Annotated in this window: 15 protein-coding genes; 5 read left to right on the top strand and 10 right to left on the bottom strand. The window is 72.2% G+C overall.

The window, feature by feature from the left end; all coding sequences use genetic code 11:
- Positions 1 to 13: 13 nt before the first annotated feature.
- The 8 genes from ABZ783_RS12125 to ABZ783_RS12090 all read right to left on the bottom strand — a co-directional run bounded on the left by ABZ783_RS12125 (position 14) and on the right by ABZ783_RS12090 (position 8,817).
- Positions 14 to 895, bottom strand: a complete 882-nt coding sequence (locus ABZ783_RS12125) for an SDR family NAD(P)-dependent oxidoreductase (protein WP_357436551.1) — start codon at positions 893 to 895, stop codon at positions 14 to 16.
- Between the two features lie 147 nt (positions 896 to 1,042).
- Positions 1,043 to 2,056 (bottom strand): agmatinase, encoded by a 1,014-nt coding sequence (gene speB, locus ABZ783_RS12120; protein ID WP_357436550.1) that lies wholly within the window; start codon positions 2,054 to 2,056, stop codon positions 1,043 to 1,045.
- The gene (locus ABZ783_RS12115) at positions 2,053 to 3,255 is read right to left on the bottom strand and encodes a saccharopine dehydrogenase C-terminal domain-containing protein (protein ID WP_357436548.1); all 1,203 of its coding nucleotides are present in this window, start codon (positions 3,253 to 3,255) and stop codon (positions 2,053 to 2,055) included. Before ABZ783_RS12115 ends, speB begins: the two co-directional genes overlap by 4 nt.
- A complete protein-coding gene (locus ABZ783_RS12110) occupies positions 3,255 to 4,676 on the bottom strand; it encodes an FAD-dependent oxidoreductase (protein WP_357436546.1) in 1,422 nt (473 codons plus the stop codon). The genes ABZ783_RS12115 and ABZ783_RS12110 overlap by 1 nt, the downstream gene beginning before the upstream one ends.
- On the bottom strand, positions 4,673 to 5,509 hold the full coding sequence (locus ABZ783_RS12105; protein WP_073832826.1) for an ABC transporter permease: 837 nt from the start codon (positions 5,507 to 5,509) through the stop codon (positions 4,673 to 4,675). The genes ABZ783_RS12110 and ABZ783_RS12105 overlap by 4 nt, the downstream gene beginning before the upstream one ends.
- Before the next feature lie 58 nt (positions 5,510 to 5,567).
- The gene (locus ABZ783_RS12100; RefSeq protein WP_357436544.1) at positions 5,568 to 6,476 is read right to left on the bottom strand and encodes an ABC transporter permease; all 909 of its coding nucleotides are present in this window, start codon (positions 6,474 to 6,476) and stop codon (positions 5,568 to 5,570) included.
- Positions 6,473 to 7,627, bottom strand: a complete 1,155-nt coding sequence (locus tag ABZ783_RS12095) for an ABC transporter ATP-binding protein (RefSeq protein WP_357437153.1) — start codon at positions 7,625 to 7,627, stop codon at positions 6,473 to 6,475. The genes ABZ783_RS12100 and ABZ783_RS12095 overlap by 4 nt, the downstream gene beginning before the upstream one ends.
- Positions 7,628 to 7,632: 5 nt before the next feature.
- Positions 7,633 to 8,817: a spermidine/putrescine ABC transporter substrate-binding protein gene (locus tag ABZ783_RS12090; RefSeq protein ID WP_357436543.1), complete on the bottom strand. Its 1,185-nt coding sequence runs from the start codon at positions 8,815 to 8,817 to the stop codon at positions 7,633 to 7,635.
- A 205-nt stretch (positions 8,818 to 9,022) separates the two neighbouring features.
- On the opposite strand from ABZ783_RS12090, the gene ABZ783_RS12085 reads away from it, so the two are divergent.
- The 4 genes from ABZ783_RS12085 (at position 9,023) to ABZ783_RS12070 (ending at position 13,158) form a co-directional block, all read left to right on the top strand.
- Positions 9,023 to 9,535 (top strand): Lrp/AsnC family transcriptional regulator, encoded by a 513-nt coding sequence (locus ABZ783_RS12085; RefSeq protein WP_357436542.1) that lies wholly within the window; start codon positions 9,023 to 9,025, stop codon positions 9,533 to 9,535.
- Between the two features lie 184 nt (positions 9,536 to 9,719).
- The gene (locus ABZ783_RS12080) at positions 9,720 to 11,066 is read left to right on the top strand and encodes an aspartate aminotransferase family protein (protein ID WP_357436540.1); all 1,347 of its coding nucleotides are present in this window, start codon (positions 9,720 to 9,722) and stop codon (positions 11,064 to 11,066) included.
- Positions 11,051 to 11,782, top strand: a complete 732-nt coding sequence (locus tag ABZ783_RS12075) for a pyridoxamine 5'-phosphate oxidase family protein (RefSeq protein WP_357436538.1) — start codon at positions 11,051 to 11,053, stop codon at positions 11,780 to 11,782. Before ABZ783_RS12080 ends, ABZ783_RS12075 begins: the two co-directional genes overlap by 16 nt.
- Complete coding sequence (locus ABZ783_RS12070; protein WP_357436536.1) at positions 11,782 to 13,158, top strand: FAD-dependent oxidoreductase; 1,377 nt, start codon at positions 11,782 to 11,784, stop codon at positions 13,156 to 13,158. The genes ABZ783_RS12075 and ABZ783_RS12070 overlap by 1 nt, the downstream gene beginning before the upstream one ends.
- A 169-nt stretch (positions 13,159 to 13,327) precedes the next feature.
- Here ABZ783_RS12070 and ABZ783_RS12065 read toward each other — a convergent pair whose 3' ends face one another.
- A complete protein-coding gene (locus ABZ783_RS12065; RefSeq protein ID WP_357436534.1) occupies positions 13,328 to 13,699 on the bottom strand; it encodes a DUF3499 domain-containing protein in 372 nt (123 codons plus the stop codon).
- A gap of 154 nt (positions 13,700 to 13,853) precedes the next feature.
- Here ABZ783_RS12065 and ABZ783_RS12060 point away from each other — a divergent pair, with 154 nt between their 5' ends.
- Positions 13,854 to 14,303, top strand: a complete 450-nt coding sequence (locus ABZ783_RS12060; protein ID WP_091260118.1) for a metallopeptidase family protein — start codon at positions 13,854 to 13,856, stop codon at positions 14,301 to 14,303.
- 92 nt (positions 14,304 to 14,395) lie between these two features.
- On the opposite strand, the gene ABZ783_RS12055 is transcribed toward ABZ783_RS12060, so the two are convergent.
- Positions 14,396 to 14,656: a WhiB family transcriptional regulator gene (locus ABZ783_RS12055; RefSeq protein ID WP_013284161.1), complete on the bottom strand. Its 261-nt coding sequence runs from the start codon at positions 14,654 to 14,656 to the stop codon at positions 14,396 to 14,398.
- Between the last annotated feature and the right edge of the window lie 141 nt (positions 14,657 to 14,797).

Below are 14,797 nucleotides of genomic sequence, written 5' to 3'. Positions count from 1 at the left end.
CGGGAGGCCCCGGCTAACGGTCGGGCGTGCGGTTCTCGTCGAGCATGCCGCGCATGACCACGCTCATCATTCGGACCCGCAGGGGGCGCGGCAGCGGCCGCAGGGACCAGGTGAGCAGCTTCGCCAGGCCGCCGGGCAGCACCGTGCCCCGGCGGCCGAGCGCGTTGAGGACGGGAGCCGCCACGTCGGCGGGGCGGGCGGCCAGCGCCATCCGCATCCCCGCCCGGGCGGCGAAGCCGCTGTGCACCGGGCCGGGCGCCGCCGCCAGCACGTCGACGCCGAGCGGCTTCCACTCCACGTGCAGCGCCTCGGCGAACGCCTGCACGTACGCCTTGGTGGCCGCGTACGAGGCGGCGTGCGGGGCGCCCTGGAAGCCGACCAGCGAGGCCAGCAGCACCACGCCCCCGCGGCCGCGCGCGGCCAGTCGCCGCCCGAACCGCTGGGTCAGCGCCAGCACCGCCCGGCAGTTGACGTCCAGCATCTCCGCCTCGACCGAGGGGTCCGCGTCCAGGAACGACCCGGAGGTGCCGAACCCGGCGGCGGCCACCAGCAGCCCGACGTCGAGGTCCGTGCTGCCGGCGACGGCCGCGTCCACCCCGGCCGGCGTGGCCAGGTCGGCGTCGACCACCCGGGCCTGGACGCCGTACCGGTCGGTGAGCTCGTCGGCCAGCGTGAGCAGGGCGTCCCGCCGCCGGGCGACGAGGACGAGGTGCAGCCCGGCGGCGGCGAGCACCTCGGCTATCTCTCGCCCGATGCCCGACGACGCACCGGTGACGAGCGCCCAGGGACCGTACCGGGCGCGGAACCGGTCCGGGTGGCGCAGCCGGCGCGGGATTCGCGGCACGGCAGCGGAGGTCGGCCCGTCGATCCGCGTGGCGGTCTCCTCCGGCGGCATGACGGACCACCCCTTCCCCGGCTGACGATCCCTGCTGGTCACGATTCCCGGGTCAGCGGGTGGCGGTCCACCGCGATCGTGCGCAGCCAGGTGTCCGGCCCTGCCTGGCACCGGCCGTGGCGGACCGGACGGGGATCAGCCGGCCCATCAGCGGCCGTCGAGAAGGGGTTGGCGCGGGTCCCAGGGCGGGCCGCCGACGGCGTCCCGGCGGCGGCGGGCGATCGCCGACAACGCCTCCAGGACCACCCGGTTCCCCAGGTACGCGGTGATGTCGGCGTGGTCGTACGGCGGCGCGACCTCGACCACGTCCACCCCGACCACGGGCAGCTCGTAGCAGCAGCGCCGGACGGCGTCGAGCAGCTGCCGCGAGGTCAGCCCGCCGGGCTCCGGGGTGCCGGTGCCGGGGGCCATGCCCGGGTCGACCACGTCCACATCGACGGAGAGGAAGACCGCCTCGCACTCGTCGGTGGCGATCCCGAACGCCTCGGTCAGGCACTCGTCGAGCCCACGGGCCACCACCTCGGTCATCTCGTACGACCGCATCCGCTGGTCGGCCATCCAGGAGAGCGTCTCCGGGCCGGGCCAGTAGCCGCGCAGGCCGATCTGGAGGAAGCGGTCACCGCGTACCGCGCCGGACTCGATGAGCCGGCGCATCGGCTGGCCGTGCCCGTGCAGCGAGCCGAACTCGATGTCCCCGGTGTCGGCGTGCGCGTCGAAATGCACCAGCGACACCCGGCCGAGCCCGTGGTGCCGGGCGACTCCGGTGGCGTCGGGCAGCGCGATGGAGTGGTCGCCGCCGAGCACGATCGGGATCGCCCCGGCGGACGCGACCGCGTGGACGGCGGATTCCAGCGCGGACAGCGACCGTTCGATGTCGCCGGAGAACATCTCCACGTCGCCCGCGTCGTAGACGCGGAGGTCCTGCAGGCCGTCCACCCGCAGCGCCAGCGACGGGCGGGAGCCGTCGTGCGGCAGGTAGCAGGCCTGGCGGATGGCGGACGGGCCGAACCGGGTGCCGGGCCGGTGCGAGGTGCCGCCGTCGAAGGGCGCGCCCACGATCACCACGTCCGCGTCCGCGTAGCTGACCGGCTCGTCCAGGGTGCACGGGGGCACCCCGAGGAACGTCACGTCGGGGCCGAACATGGGGCCGTAGCGGGTCACCGCTCCTCCATCCCCCACGGCGAGCCGTAGCCGGTCAGCAGGTCGAGGAAGGGCCGCGGGGGCAGCGCCTCCGGGCCGAGCACCCCGGTGCCGGACCAGGTGCCCGTGGCCAGTAGTTCCAGCGCGACGACCGGGTTGATCGCGGTCTGCCAGACCACCGCCTGGTGGCCGTACTCCTTCATGGACCACTCGTTGTCGACCACGTGGTAGAGGTAGACCCGCCGCGGCCGGCCGTCAGCCCCGGTGCCGGTGACGTACGTCCCGGCGCACGTCTTGCCGCGCATCCGGTCGCCGAGCGTGGCCGGGTCGGGCAGGCAGGCGGCCACCACGTCGCGCGGGGCGACCTCGACGCCGCGCACCGACACCGGCCGCGTCGAGTCGAGGCCCAGCTTGTGCAGGGTCTTGAGCACCTCGATGAACTCGTCGCCCAGGCCGTACTTGAAAGTCACCCGCTTGGCCTTCACCCAGCGCGGGATCAGCAGCACCTCCTCGTGCTCCACGTTGACGCACTCCACCGGGCCGATCCCCGCCGGGAACTCGAACACCTCCGGCTCAGAGAACGGCGGGGTGGTGTACCAACCCCGGTCGGCGTCCCAGATCACCGGCGGGTTGAGGCACTCCTCGATGGTGGTCCAGATGGAGAACGACGGGGCGAAGTCGTAGCCGTCGACGGTGAGGTTGGCGCCGTCGCGTACCCCGATCTCGTCGATCTCGGTGAAGAGTTCGTCGGCGGCGTAGCGGGCGAAGACGTCGGACAGGCCCGGCTCGACGCCGATGCCGCAGAGCGCGAGCCGACCGGCCGTGGACCACTGCTCAGCGAGAGCGAACTGGTCGTCGCCGAGCTTCACCCCGGTTTCCGCGTACGGATGCGCGGGGTGCGGGCGGGACAGCGACATCGCCATGTCCAGGTAGTCGGCCCCGGCGGCGAACGCGCCCTCGAAGATCGGCATGACGAAGCGCGGGTCGACCGCGTTGAGCACGTGGGTGATCCGGTGCTCGCGGCAGAGCGCGGCGACCGCCTCCGCCGACGAGGCGTCGAGCGGGGCGGCGACGAACCGGGTGTCGTAATCCGCGATGGCCCGGCTGGCCCGGCCGAGGTCGTAGTCGGCGACCACCATCGTCTCGAAGAAGGAGCGGCGGGCGGCGATAGCGACGGCGGCGGAGCCGACGCCGCCGGCGCCGACGAGCAGGATGCGCATCAGGAATCGAACCCCAGTCCAAGACGATCGAGCGTACGGAGCCACCCGTTGCGCCGCCCCTGGCGTGCGTCGGCGCGGGCGAGCGACCAACGGGTGAGGTTGATGCCGGCGGCGCGGAACGGCTCCGGCGGGAACGGCACCGGCTTGCTGCGCACCAGGTCGAGCCGGGTCAGCGGGGTCTCCTCCCCGCCGAGCAGGTCGAGCATCACCCGGGCGCCGAACCGGGTCGCCCCGACGCCGAGCCCGGTGAACCCGGCCGCGTACGCCAGCCGTCCCTCGTACGCGGTGCCGAAGAACGCGCAGAACCGGGTGCAGGTGTCGATCACCCCGCCCCAGCGGTGGCTGAACCGGAGACCCGCCAACTGGGGAAAGGTGGTGAAGAAGTGCTCGGCCAGGGCGGTGAAGGTGGCCGGCCGCTGCGCCAGCTCCGGGGCCATCCGGTTGCCGTAGTGGTAGACCGCGTCGTACCCACCGAAGAGGATCCGGCCGTCGGCGGTGATCCGGTAGTAGTGGAACTGGTTGCCGACATCGGCCAGGCCCTGCCGGTTCGCCCAGCCGATCGCCTTCCGCTGCACGGGCGTCAGCGGCTCGGTCATCAGCGCGTAGTCGTAGACCGGGACCAGCCAGGCGCGCAGCCGGCGCAGCAGCGGCGGGAACGCGTTGGTGGCGAGCACGACCTGCCGGGCCCGGACCACGCCGGGCACCCCGTCCGGGCCACCGGCCGTCGTCGCGCGCAGCGCGCCGCCGTCCCGGCACAGGCCGGTGACCCGGGTGTGCTCGTGCAGGCGTACGCCCAGGTCGAGGGCGGCGCGGCGGAGCCCCCAGGCGAGCTTCGCCGGGTCGAGCAGGGCCACCCGGTCCCGGTCCCACAGCCCGCCGAGGTACGTCGGCGAGTCCACCTCGGCGCGTACCTCGTCGCGGTCGAGCAGCCGGACGTCGTGGCCGTACCGGCGGGCCAGCTCGGCGTCCTCGGCGAGCCCGGCGAGCTGGTACGGCTCGACGGCGACCGCCAGCTCGCCGGTCCGCTCGAAGTCGCAGTCGATGTCGTGCCGGGCCACCGTGGCGGCGACGGCCGCCAGGTTCTCCCGGCCGAGCCGCTCCAACTCGTCGATCTCGCCGGGGAACCGGTCGACGCCGTTGGTCAGGCCGTGGGTGAGCGAGGCGGCGCAGAACCCGCCGTTGCGCCCCGACGCCGCCCAGCCGCAGGTGCCCGCCTCGACCAGCAGCACGTCGCGGTCCGGGTCGGCCTCCTTGGCCAGCAGGGCGGTCCAGAGCCCCGAGTACCCGCCACCGACCACCAGCAGATCGGCGTCGTGCGGACCGGCCAGCGGCGGCAGCGGGTCGGGGCGTTCCGGTCGGTCGAGCCAGTACGGGACGGGCGCGGCGTCGGCCAACGCCCGGCCGGTATGCGGGAGTTTCATGATCCGCTCATCGCTGATGGGCGGGGCGCGACGGGGGCCGCGAGGGCCGCCCGCCGGGCTCGCCGGCCGCGCAGCGAGCTGGCCCCGACGAGCAGCAACGCGATCACGAACATCGCCGTGCCGATGACGTTGACCTGCGGCGGGATGCCCCGCTGGGCGGCGCCCCAGACGTACATCGGGAAGGTGACCGTGGTGCCGGCGTTGAAGTTCGTGATGATGAAGTCGTCGAAGCTCAGCGAGAACGCGAGCAGCGCGGCGGCCACGATGCCGGGCAGCACCAGCGGCAGCGTGATCCGCCGGAAGGTCTGCCACTCGCTGGCGTACAGGTCCATGGCGGCCTCCTCCAGCCGCCGGTCCATGCCGGCGAGCCGGGCCTTCACGGTGACCACCACGAACGACACGCAGAACATCACGTGCGCGATGACGATGGTCCAGAAGCCCTGCGGCACCCCGGCGGCCACGAAGAGGGCGAGCAGCGAGGTGCCCATCACCAGTTCGGGGGTGGCCATCGGCAGGAAGATCAGCCCGTTGATCCCGGCGCGCCCCCGGAAGCCGTGCCGGACCAGGGCGAACGCCATCAGCGTGCCGAGGATGGTGGAGACCACCGTGGCGATCAGGCCGATCTCCATGCTGCGGATCACGGCGTCGCACATGTCGGAGGTGGCGCAGGGCTGCGTCCAGTTGTCCAGGGTGAACTCGTTGAAGTCGTAGGACAGCCGGCTGGACGGCCGGTTGAAGGAGAGGCCGGCGACCACCAGGATGGGCAGCGAGAGGTAGCCGAGGACGAGCAGAGCCGCGCCCATCACCCACCGGTCGGCCAGCCAACGGCGCATCAGAACTCACCTTCATTCGCGACTGCGGGGCTCCGCTGCACTGTGCTCCTCGCGCACATCACAGCACCTCCTCGGTGCCGGCCTTGCGCAGGTAGACGAAGACGATCGCGAGGATCGCCGCCATCAGCAGGAACGACAGGGCCGCACCCTGCGGGTAGTCCAGCCGGACCAGGAACGCCGAGTCGATGACGTTGCCGATCATGTATTGGTTCGGGGTGCCGAGCAGCTCGGCGTTGATGTAGTCACCGGTCGCCGGGATGAAGAAGAGCAGCGTGCCGGCGATCAGGCCGGGCATGGACAGCGGCAGGGTGACCTTCTGGAAGGCCCGCAGCGGGCTCGCGTACAGGTCACTGGCCGCCTCCAGCAGGCGCGGGTCCAGCCGCTCCAGGCTCGCGTACAGCGGCAGCACCAGGAAGGGCAGGAAGTTGTACGTCAGGCCGAGCACCACCGCCACCGGCGTGGCCAGCAGCCGGCCGTCCGGCCCGAGCAGGTGCACGTCCCGCAGCAGCCCCACCACCCAGCCGTTGTCCGACAGGATGGTCTTCCAGGCCAGCGTCCGGACCAGGAAGCTGGTGAACATCGGCGCGACCACCGCGACCAGCAGCAGGTTCTTCCAGCGGCCGGCCTTCTGGGCGATCCCGTACGCCAGCGGGTAGCCCATCAGCAGGGCCAGCACCAGCGCGATCGCCGAATAGAGGAACGACCGGAGGAACTGCGGCCAGTACGCCTGCAACGCGTCCGGGTAGTTGCCGACGGCCCAGGTCATCGCGTACCCGGTGGAGAGGGATCCGCCCGGGTCGTAGAGGCTGGCCGCAGCGAGCTGGAGCAGCGGCAGGGCGAAGAAGACCAGCAGCCAGGCCGCGCCCGGCAGCAGCAACAGGTACGGCAGCGCCGGGTGGCGTCCCCGCCGGGGTGGCGGCGCTGCCGCCTGCCCCGACGAGGTCGGTACGTGGGCCAACGCGCTCACGAGAGCACACCCACCGGCGGCTGGTCGAGCAGCGGGGTGGTCTGGTCGTCCGCACCGGATTCGCGCGGCAGCAGGAACGCGTGCCGCGGGTCCCAGTGCGCCACCACCGCGGCGCCGAGCGGCAGTTGGCCGCCGACCCCGCTGTTGGCCGAGAACGCGGACAGCTCGCTGCCCCACGCCGTCCGCACCAGATACTGGGTGCTCACGCCGACGTAGGACGCGTCGGTCACCACGCCGCCGACGTGCTGGTGGCCGGCGGGCACCTGCTCGGGGCGCTCGACCAGGTGCAGCTTCTCGGGGCGTACCCCGAGGAAGACCGACCCCCGATCGACCCGGGCCCGCCCGGCGGGCACCGAGAAGCGCAGGCCGTGCGCGGTGACCAGCACGTCGTCCCCGCTCCGCCCGGCCGCCTCGCCGGCCAGCAGGTTGGACTGGCCGAGGAAGTTCGCCACGAACGCGGTGGCCGGGTACTCGTAGAGATCGGCGGGCCGCCCGAGCTGCTCGATCCGCCCGGCGTTCATCACCGCCACGGTGTCGGCCATGGTCATGGCCTCCTCCTGGTCGTGCGTGACGTGCACGAAGGTGATGCCGACCTCGGTCTGGATCCGCTTCAGCTCGATCTGCATCTGCCGGCGCAGCTTCAGGTCGAGCGCGCCGAGCGGCTCGTCGAGCAGCAGCACCTGCGGGTGGTTGATCAGCGCGCGGGCCAGCGCGACCCGCTGCTGCTGGCCGCCGGAGAGCTGCGCCGGCCTGCGCCTGCCGTACCCTTCGAGCTGCACCAGCGCGAGCATCCGCTCGACCTGGTCGCCGACGTTGCGGATGCCTCGCCGGCGCAACCCGAAGGCCACGTTCTCGTGGATGTCGAGGTGCGGGAAGAGGGCATAGCTCTGGAACACGGTGTTCACCGGCCGCTTGTACGGCCGCAGCCCCGCGATGTCCCGGTCGCCGAGCAGCACCTGCCCGCTGGTCGGCTCCTCCAGCCCGGCGATCATCCGCAGCGTGGTGGTCTTGCCGCAGCCGGAGGCACCGAGCAGGGCGAAGAAGGAGCCCTGCGGGATGGTCAGGCTGAGGTCGTCCACGGCGGTGAAGACGCCGAACCGCTTGGTCAGGTTGGCCAGGCGCAGGTCGCCGGCCGGTGTCTCGTGCCCCATCGTCCTCACGCCCCGATGACCTTCTGGAACTTGGCCTCGTACTCCTTCTCCCGCTGCTCGTCCAGGGCCATGAAGCCCCGGGCCTTCGACAGCAGTGCCTCGTCGGGGAAGATGAGCGGGTTCTTGGCCAGGTCCGGATCGAGCTTCTCCATCTCGGCCTGCGCACCCTTGACCGGGCAGATGTAGTTGACGTACGCGGCGAGTTTCGCGGCCACCGCCGGGTCGTAGTAGTAGTTGATCAGCTCTTCGGCGTTCGCCTTGTGGCTGGCCTTGTTCGGCACCAGCATGTTGTCCGACCAGAGCATCACGCCGGACTCCGGCGACACGAACTTGATGTTGTCGTTCTCGAAGCCGAGCTGGATCACGTCGCCCGACCAGGCGATGCAGGCGGCGATGTCGCCCTTGTTCAGGTCCTGGGAGTAGTCGTTGCCGGTGAACTTGCGGATCTGCCCGGAGTCGACGGCCCGCTTGAGCTTGGCCAGCGCGTCGTCGAACTGGGCGGTGGTGAAGTTCGAGGGATCGTGGCCGTTGGACTGCAGCAGCAGGCCCATGGTGTCCCGCATCTCGGACAGGGCGGTCACCTTGCCCTTGAGGTCGGGGCGGGTGAGCAGCTCGTCGACCGTACGGATCTCCTTGGTCACCTTGGCGTTGTACGCGAGGGCGGTCAAGCCGGACTGCCACGGGACGGAGAGCTGGCGGTCCGCGTCGAAGGACGCATTGCGCAGCGAGGGCAGCAGGTTGGCCTCGACATTGGGCAGCTTGGCCTTGTCCAGCTTCTGGATCCAGCCGAGCCGGATCATCCGGGCGGCCATCCAGTCGGTGAGCACCATGAGATCGCGCCCGGTGGGCTGGCAGCCGGCGAGCTGGTTCTGCACCTTGCCGAAGAACTCGTTGTTGTCGTTGATGTCCTCGTTGTAGGTCACCTGGATGCCGGACTTGGCGATGAACGCCTCGACGGTGGGCCGCTTGGACTCGTCCTTCTCGTCGACGTCGATGTACTGCGGCCAGTTGGAGAAGGCCAGCTTCTTCTCCGTCGCGGAGAGATCCTCGCTCTTGCAGCCGGCCTCGGTCTGTTGGGCGCCCTTCGTGCCGCAGCCGGCCAGCGTGCCCGCCGTCGCGAGCAGTGCGGCCGACCCGAGGGTGCCGGTGAGCAGACCACGCCGGGTGAGGGGCCGGAGGGGACTACGCATGTGACGACTCCTAAGGGGCATCGTCGGCGGCGGGACGGGGGAGGCGCGCCGGCGGGAGGGTCATGGCGATGGACGACTGATCCTGACATGGTGTGACCTCCCTTACAAGGGATTCCGTTGTTGGATTAGCCAGCGACCACGAAATACGCCAGACTGCGCCCGGGCACTACGCTCAGCGCGAAGGAACCGGACAGGGGAGCGGTCGATGGCCAACCGGCAACTGGAGAACGGAAACGGGGCGCGCCGTGTCACCGTGCGCGAAGGCGCCAGTCACGTTCTGCTCGACGACGTGGCCAAGCAGATCATCGAGCAGCTCCAGGAGGACGGCCGACGCCCGTACGCGACCATCGGCAAGGCGGTCGGCCTCTCCGAGGCGGCGGTCCGCCAGCGGGTGCAGCGCCTGCTCGACGCCGGGGTCATGCAGATCGTCGCGGTGACCGATCCGCTCCAACTCGGCTTCCCCCGCCAGGCCATGATCGGCCTGCGTACCGACGGGGACCTGGAGGCCGTGGCCGACCGGCTCGCCGACTTCGAGGAGATCGACTACGTGGTGATCACGGCCGGCTCGTTCGACCTGCTGGCCGAGGTGGTATGCCGCAACGACGAGCACCTGCTGGAGATCCTCCAGAAGCTGCGCGGCGTCCCGGGCGTGCTGGCGACCGAGGCGTTCGTCTACCTGAAGCTGCGCAAGCAGACCTACAGCTGGGGCACGGCCTGAGCCTCGCCACGACACGGTCCGGGTACGGATTCCGTTGCCATCAACCCAACAGCACGCTAATTCCGTCGCCTAGACGCCACTGGGCTACCGATCCCACTTGCTTCGGCGGCACGGACTGTGGGATAACCGTGGGCAGAGCGGCCGGTTTCACCCCTTGACCGGCCCGAGACCCGATGGGGCTGACATGGCCAACGCCACCGACCACCTCTGGATGCATTTCACCCGGATGGCCAGCTACTCCGCCGGCGAGGTACCGACGATCGTGCGCGGCGAGGGCGCCTACGTCTGGGACTCGCAGGGCCGCCGCTACCTGGACGGACTCGCCGGGCTCTTCGTCGTCAACGCCGGGCACGGCCGGACCGAACTCGCCGACGCGGCCGCCAAGCAGGCCGCCGAACTGGCCTACTTCCCGCTCTGGTCGTACGCCCACCCGAAGGCCGTCGAGCTGGCCGAGAAGGTCGCCTCGCTGACCCCCGGCGACCTGAACCGGGTCTTCTTCACCACCGGCGGCTCCGAGGCCGTCGAGGCGGCGTGGAAGCTGGCCCGGGCCTACTTCAAGCGCACCGGCCAGCCGAACAAGCACAAGGTGGTCAGCCGCTACATCGCGTACCACGGCACCTCGATGGGCGCGCTGTCGATCACCGGCCTGCCGGGCATCAAGTCCGACTTCGAGCCGCTGGTCCCCGGCGGCATCAAGGTGCCGAACACCAACTTCTACCGGGCCCCCGAGCACGGCGACTCCCCGGAGGCGTTCGGTCGCTGGGCCGCCGAGGAGATCGGCCGCGCCATCGAGCGGGAGGGGCCGGACACGGTCGCTGCGGTCTTCCTGGAGCCGGTGCAGAACTCCGGCGGCTGCTTCCCGCCGCCGCCCGGGTACTTCGAGCGGGTCCGGGAGATCTGCGACGCGTACGACGTGCTGCTCGTCTCCGACGAGGTGATCTGCTCCTGGGGCCGGCTCGGCGAATACTTCGGCGCCACCCGGTACGGCTACCAGCCCGACATCATCACCACCGCCAAGGGCATCACCTCCGGCTACGCCCCGCTCGGCGCGATGATCGCCAGCGAGCGGCTGATGGAGCCGTTCCTCACCGAGACCGGCATGTTCGCCCACGGGGTGACCTTCGGCGGCCACCCGGTCTCCTGCGCGGTGGCCCTGGCCAACCTGGAGGTCTTCGCCCGCGAGGACCTGGTCGGGCACGTCCGGGCCAACGAGGACGCGTTCCGGTCCACCCTGGAGAAGCTCAACGACCTGCCGATCGTCGGGGACGTCCGCGGCGACGGCTACTTCTACGGCATCGAGCTGGTCAAGGACAAGGCGACCCGGGAGACCTTCGACGACGCCGAGTCGGAGCGGCTGCTGCGCGGCTTCCTGTCCACCGCGCTCTTCCAGGCCGGGCTCTACTGCCGCGCCGACGACCGGGGCGACCCGGTGGTGCAGCTGGCCCCGCCGCTGATCGCCGAGCAGCAGCAGTTCGACGAGATCGAGCAGATCCTGCGCGCCGTGTTGACCGAGGCATGGGCACGCCTCTGACCGCCGGCTCGGGGTCGGACGGGGCCGGGACTCGCGACCGCGCGGACCGGCCCCGTCCCGCGGCCGCCGGCGGGGACGGCGCGAGCCGGGCCGCCGTCGGCGGCACCGACCGGACCCGGGTACGCCGGCTGCCCGACCTCGCCGTCCACGACCGGGCGGCCCTGCACGCCGTCCTCGACGCCGGCCGGGTCGCCCATCTCGCCATCGCCGACGGCGTCCAGCCGTACGCGCTGCCCGTCGCGTACGCCCGGGACGGGGAGCGGGTGCTGGTGCACGGCTCCACCGGCAGCCGCCTCTTCCGGCACCTCGCCGCCGGTGCCCCGGCCTGCCTCACGGTCACCCTGCTCGACGGGCTGGTGCTGGCCCGCAGCGCCTTCGAGTCCTCGATGAACTACCGGTGCGCCATGGTGCTCGGCTGCCTCGGCGTGCTCGACGGCGCCGAGAAGCTGGCCGCCCTGGAACGGCTCTCCGAGCACCTGTTGCCCGGCCGCTGGGCGCGGATCCGGCCGCCCTCGGCCAAGGAACTGGCCGCCACGCTGGTGCTCGCCCTGCCGCTCGACGAGTGCTCGGTGAAGATCAGTGCCGGGCCGCCCGACGACCCCGAGGACGACCTCGACCGGCCGGTCTGGGCCGGAGTGGTGCCGGTCGTCGAGGCGTACGGGACCCCGCAGCCCGATCCGCGGCTGCGGCACGACCTGCCCCCGCCGGAGTGGTGATGCGCTACCAGGACCTGTCGTACTGGCTGTCCAGCGTGGACGAGCCGCTGACGCCACGCCCCGGGCTGCCCGGCGACACCGACGCCGACGTGGTGCTCGTCGGGGCCGGCTACACCGGGCTGTGGACGGCGTACTACCTGGCGGCGGCCGACCCGTCGCTGCGGATCGTGGTACTGGAACAGGAGATCGCCGGGTACGGCGCCTCGGGGCGCAACGGCGGCTGGTGCTCGGCCCTCCTGCCCACCTCGCTGCCCGCGCTGACCCGCCGGCACGGCCGCGACCGGGCGCTCGCCATGCAACGGGCCATGCACGAGACGGTCCGCGAGGTCGGCCGGGTGGTCGCCGCCGAGGGGATCGACTGTGACTGGCGGGCCGCCGGCACCGTGGTGCTGGCCCGCACGGAGGTCCAACTCGACCGGGCCCGGGCCGCCGTCGCCGAGGCCCGCGAGCACGGACTGGCCGACGACGACCTGGTGCTGCTCGACGCCGCCGCGGCCACCGCCCGCTGCCGGGCCGAGGGGGTACTCGGCGGCACGTACACCCCGCACTGCGCCGCGGTCAACCCGGCGAAGCTGGTCCGCGGACTGGCCCGGGCAGTGGAACGCCGGGGCGTACGGATCTTCGAGCGGACCCGGGTCACGGCGGTGCGCCCCGGCGCGGCGGTGACCCCCGCGGGGGTGGTCCGGGCGCCGGTGGTGGTCCGCGCGACGGAGGGATTCACCCCCGGGTTGCCGGGGCAGCGGCGGGCCGTCGCGCCGGTCTACTCGTTGATGGTGGCCACCGAGCCGCTCCCGGCGGAAACCTGGGCGGAGATCGGGCTGGCCGAGCGGGAAACCTTCTCCGACTTCCGGCACGTCATTATCTACGGCCAGCGCACCGCCGACGGCCGGCTCGCCTTCGGCGGGCGGGGCGCCCCCTACCACTTCGGCTCCCGGGTCCGCCCCGACTATGACCGGGAGCCCCGGGTCTTCGCGGCCCTGCGCCGGGTGCTGGGCGAACTCTTCCCGGTGCTCGGGCCGGCGGCGCCGATCAGCCACACCTGGGGCGGGCCGCTCGGCGTCGCCCGGGACTGGACCGCCTCGGTGGGGCTGGACCGGGCGACCGGCCTCGCCTGGGCCGGCGGCTACGTCGGCGACGGCGTCGGCACCAGCAACCTCGCCGGCCGTACCCTGGCCGACCTGATCCGGGGCGAGGCGAGCGAGCTGACCGAACTCCCCTGGGTCAACCACCGCTCCCCGCGTTGGGAGCCCGAGCCGCTGCGCTGGCTCGCCGTGAACGCCGGCCTCAAGCTCATGTTCTCCGCCGACGAGGCCGAACTCCGCACCGGCCGCCCGTCCCGCCGCGCCGCCGCCTTCTCCCGCCTCCTCGGCCACTAACCCCCACCCCTCCCGCCCCTCCCCCGCCCCGCCCGAACTCGGTGATCATGAGGTTGGCGGCGTTCTTGATCTCCGCCACTGCCGCCAACTTCATGATCAACGGCGCGGCGGGAGGGAGGAGCGGGGCATGCGCAGGGGGCCGCGGGGGCGGGCGGCGGGGGGTGCGGGGTTAGTGGGTGGGGGGGATGACGCGGAGGTGGCCGCGGCGGCCGGTCTGCTGGGGGCCCTGGGCCACCGCCTGGTCGTTCTCGGGGGGGCGGGGCGGGGCAGGGCGGGCAGCCTCGCGGACCGCCTCGGCCAGCGCGACCAGGTCGTCGGTGGTGGGCGGCGGCGGCTCGAACTCGCCCTCGTGCCGGACCACGTCCCAGCCGCGCGGAGCGGTCAGACTCCGGGCGTGCGGCTCGCAGAGGTCGTACGTGTGCGGCTCGGCGAAGGCCGCCAGCGGCCCCACCACAGCCGTCGACTCGTTGTAGACATAGGTCAATGTGGCGACCGCTTGCCGGGGGCAGCCGTTACGGGAGCAGCGCCGTGGTGACCTCACGGCGGCAGGGTATCTCCATTACCGGCTCCGGCGCACCGCTTCGCGTTGCGACACGCCCGTCTTGGTGATCACAATTCGTCCGATCGGATCATCGGCACGCCGCACCAGCGACGCAACGGCGGGCCAGCCGGTGGTGCGGGCTACCCTGTGCGTCATGACGAGTCCGGAAAACCGCCGCCCCGGCTCCGGCCGGCGCACCCACCGCGACCGCCACGGGCGCGGGCTGCGGGGGCGGCTGGTGCCGGCCACCGTACCGCTGGCCCGGACCAAGGCCGAGGTCTTCGACGACCTGGTGCTGGACACGGTCGAGACCCTCGAACGACGATTCGCCAAGGAACTGGCCGGCGTCGAGTTCGCGGTCGAGGACGTCCCACCGGATCTGAACGTCTACGACTCGGACGTGCTGGAGGACGGCGAGGTTCCGCTGGCCCGCCTGCTGCCCGGGCGCCCCGGTCGGCAGGAGGTGCCACCCCGGATCGTGCTCTACCGGCGCCCGCTGGAGTTCCGCGCCATGGATCGCGAGGACCTCGCGGACCTCGTGCACGACGTGATCATCGAGCAGGTGGCGAACCTGCTCGGGGTCGACCCCGACGAGCTGGCCTGAGCCGCGCCCGCGTTGCCGCACCCCGGCCGGCCCCCACCGGCCGAGCTGTCGGCCCGAGCCGGGCGGCCCCCACCGCCCAGGCCCGGTACGCGTCAGGCGGCGACCCGCCGCTTCAGCTTCCGCCGCTCCCGCTCGGAGAGCCCGCCCCAGATCCCGAACCGCTCGTCGTGCCCCAGGGCGTATTCCAGGCACTCCGTCTTGACTTCACACCGCGAGCAGATTCGCTTCGCCTCGCGGGTCGAGCCGCCCTTCTCGGGGAAGAACGCCTCCGGGTCGGTCTGCGAGCAGAGCGCCCGCTCCTGCCACTCCGGCGCGTTTCCGAGCAGGTCGGCCACCTCGAGCTGGCCGTCCATCAGATGCCTCCTTGTCGCGCACCGGCGTCATCGCCGCTGCAACCCCCCACGCGAAAGGCGTGCTTGTCCGCCCGGTCGCAATTTGTTGCGTTCCGTGCGAACAACCCCATTCAAATTACACGCGTGTAATGCGTGCGCCGT

Origin of the sequence: Micromonospora sp. NPDC047738 (genome assembly GCF_040642675.1) — a bacterium.
Lineage (GTDB): Bacteria > Actinomycetota > Actinomycetes > Mycobacteriales > Micromonosporaceae > Micromonospora.
Note: the sequence above shows the minus strand (reverse complement) of the source record. Positions and strands in the feature narration are given on the sequence as shown.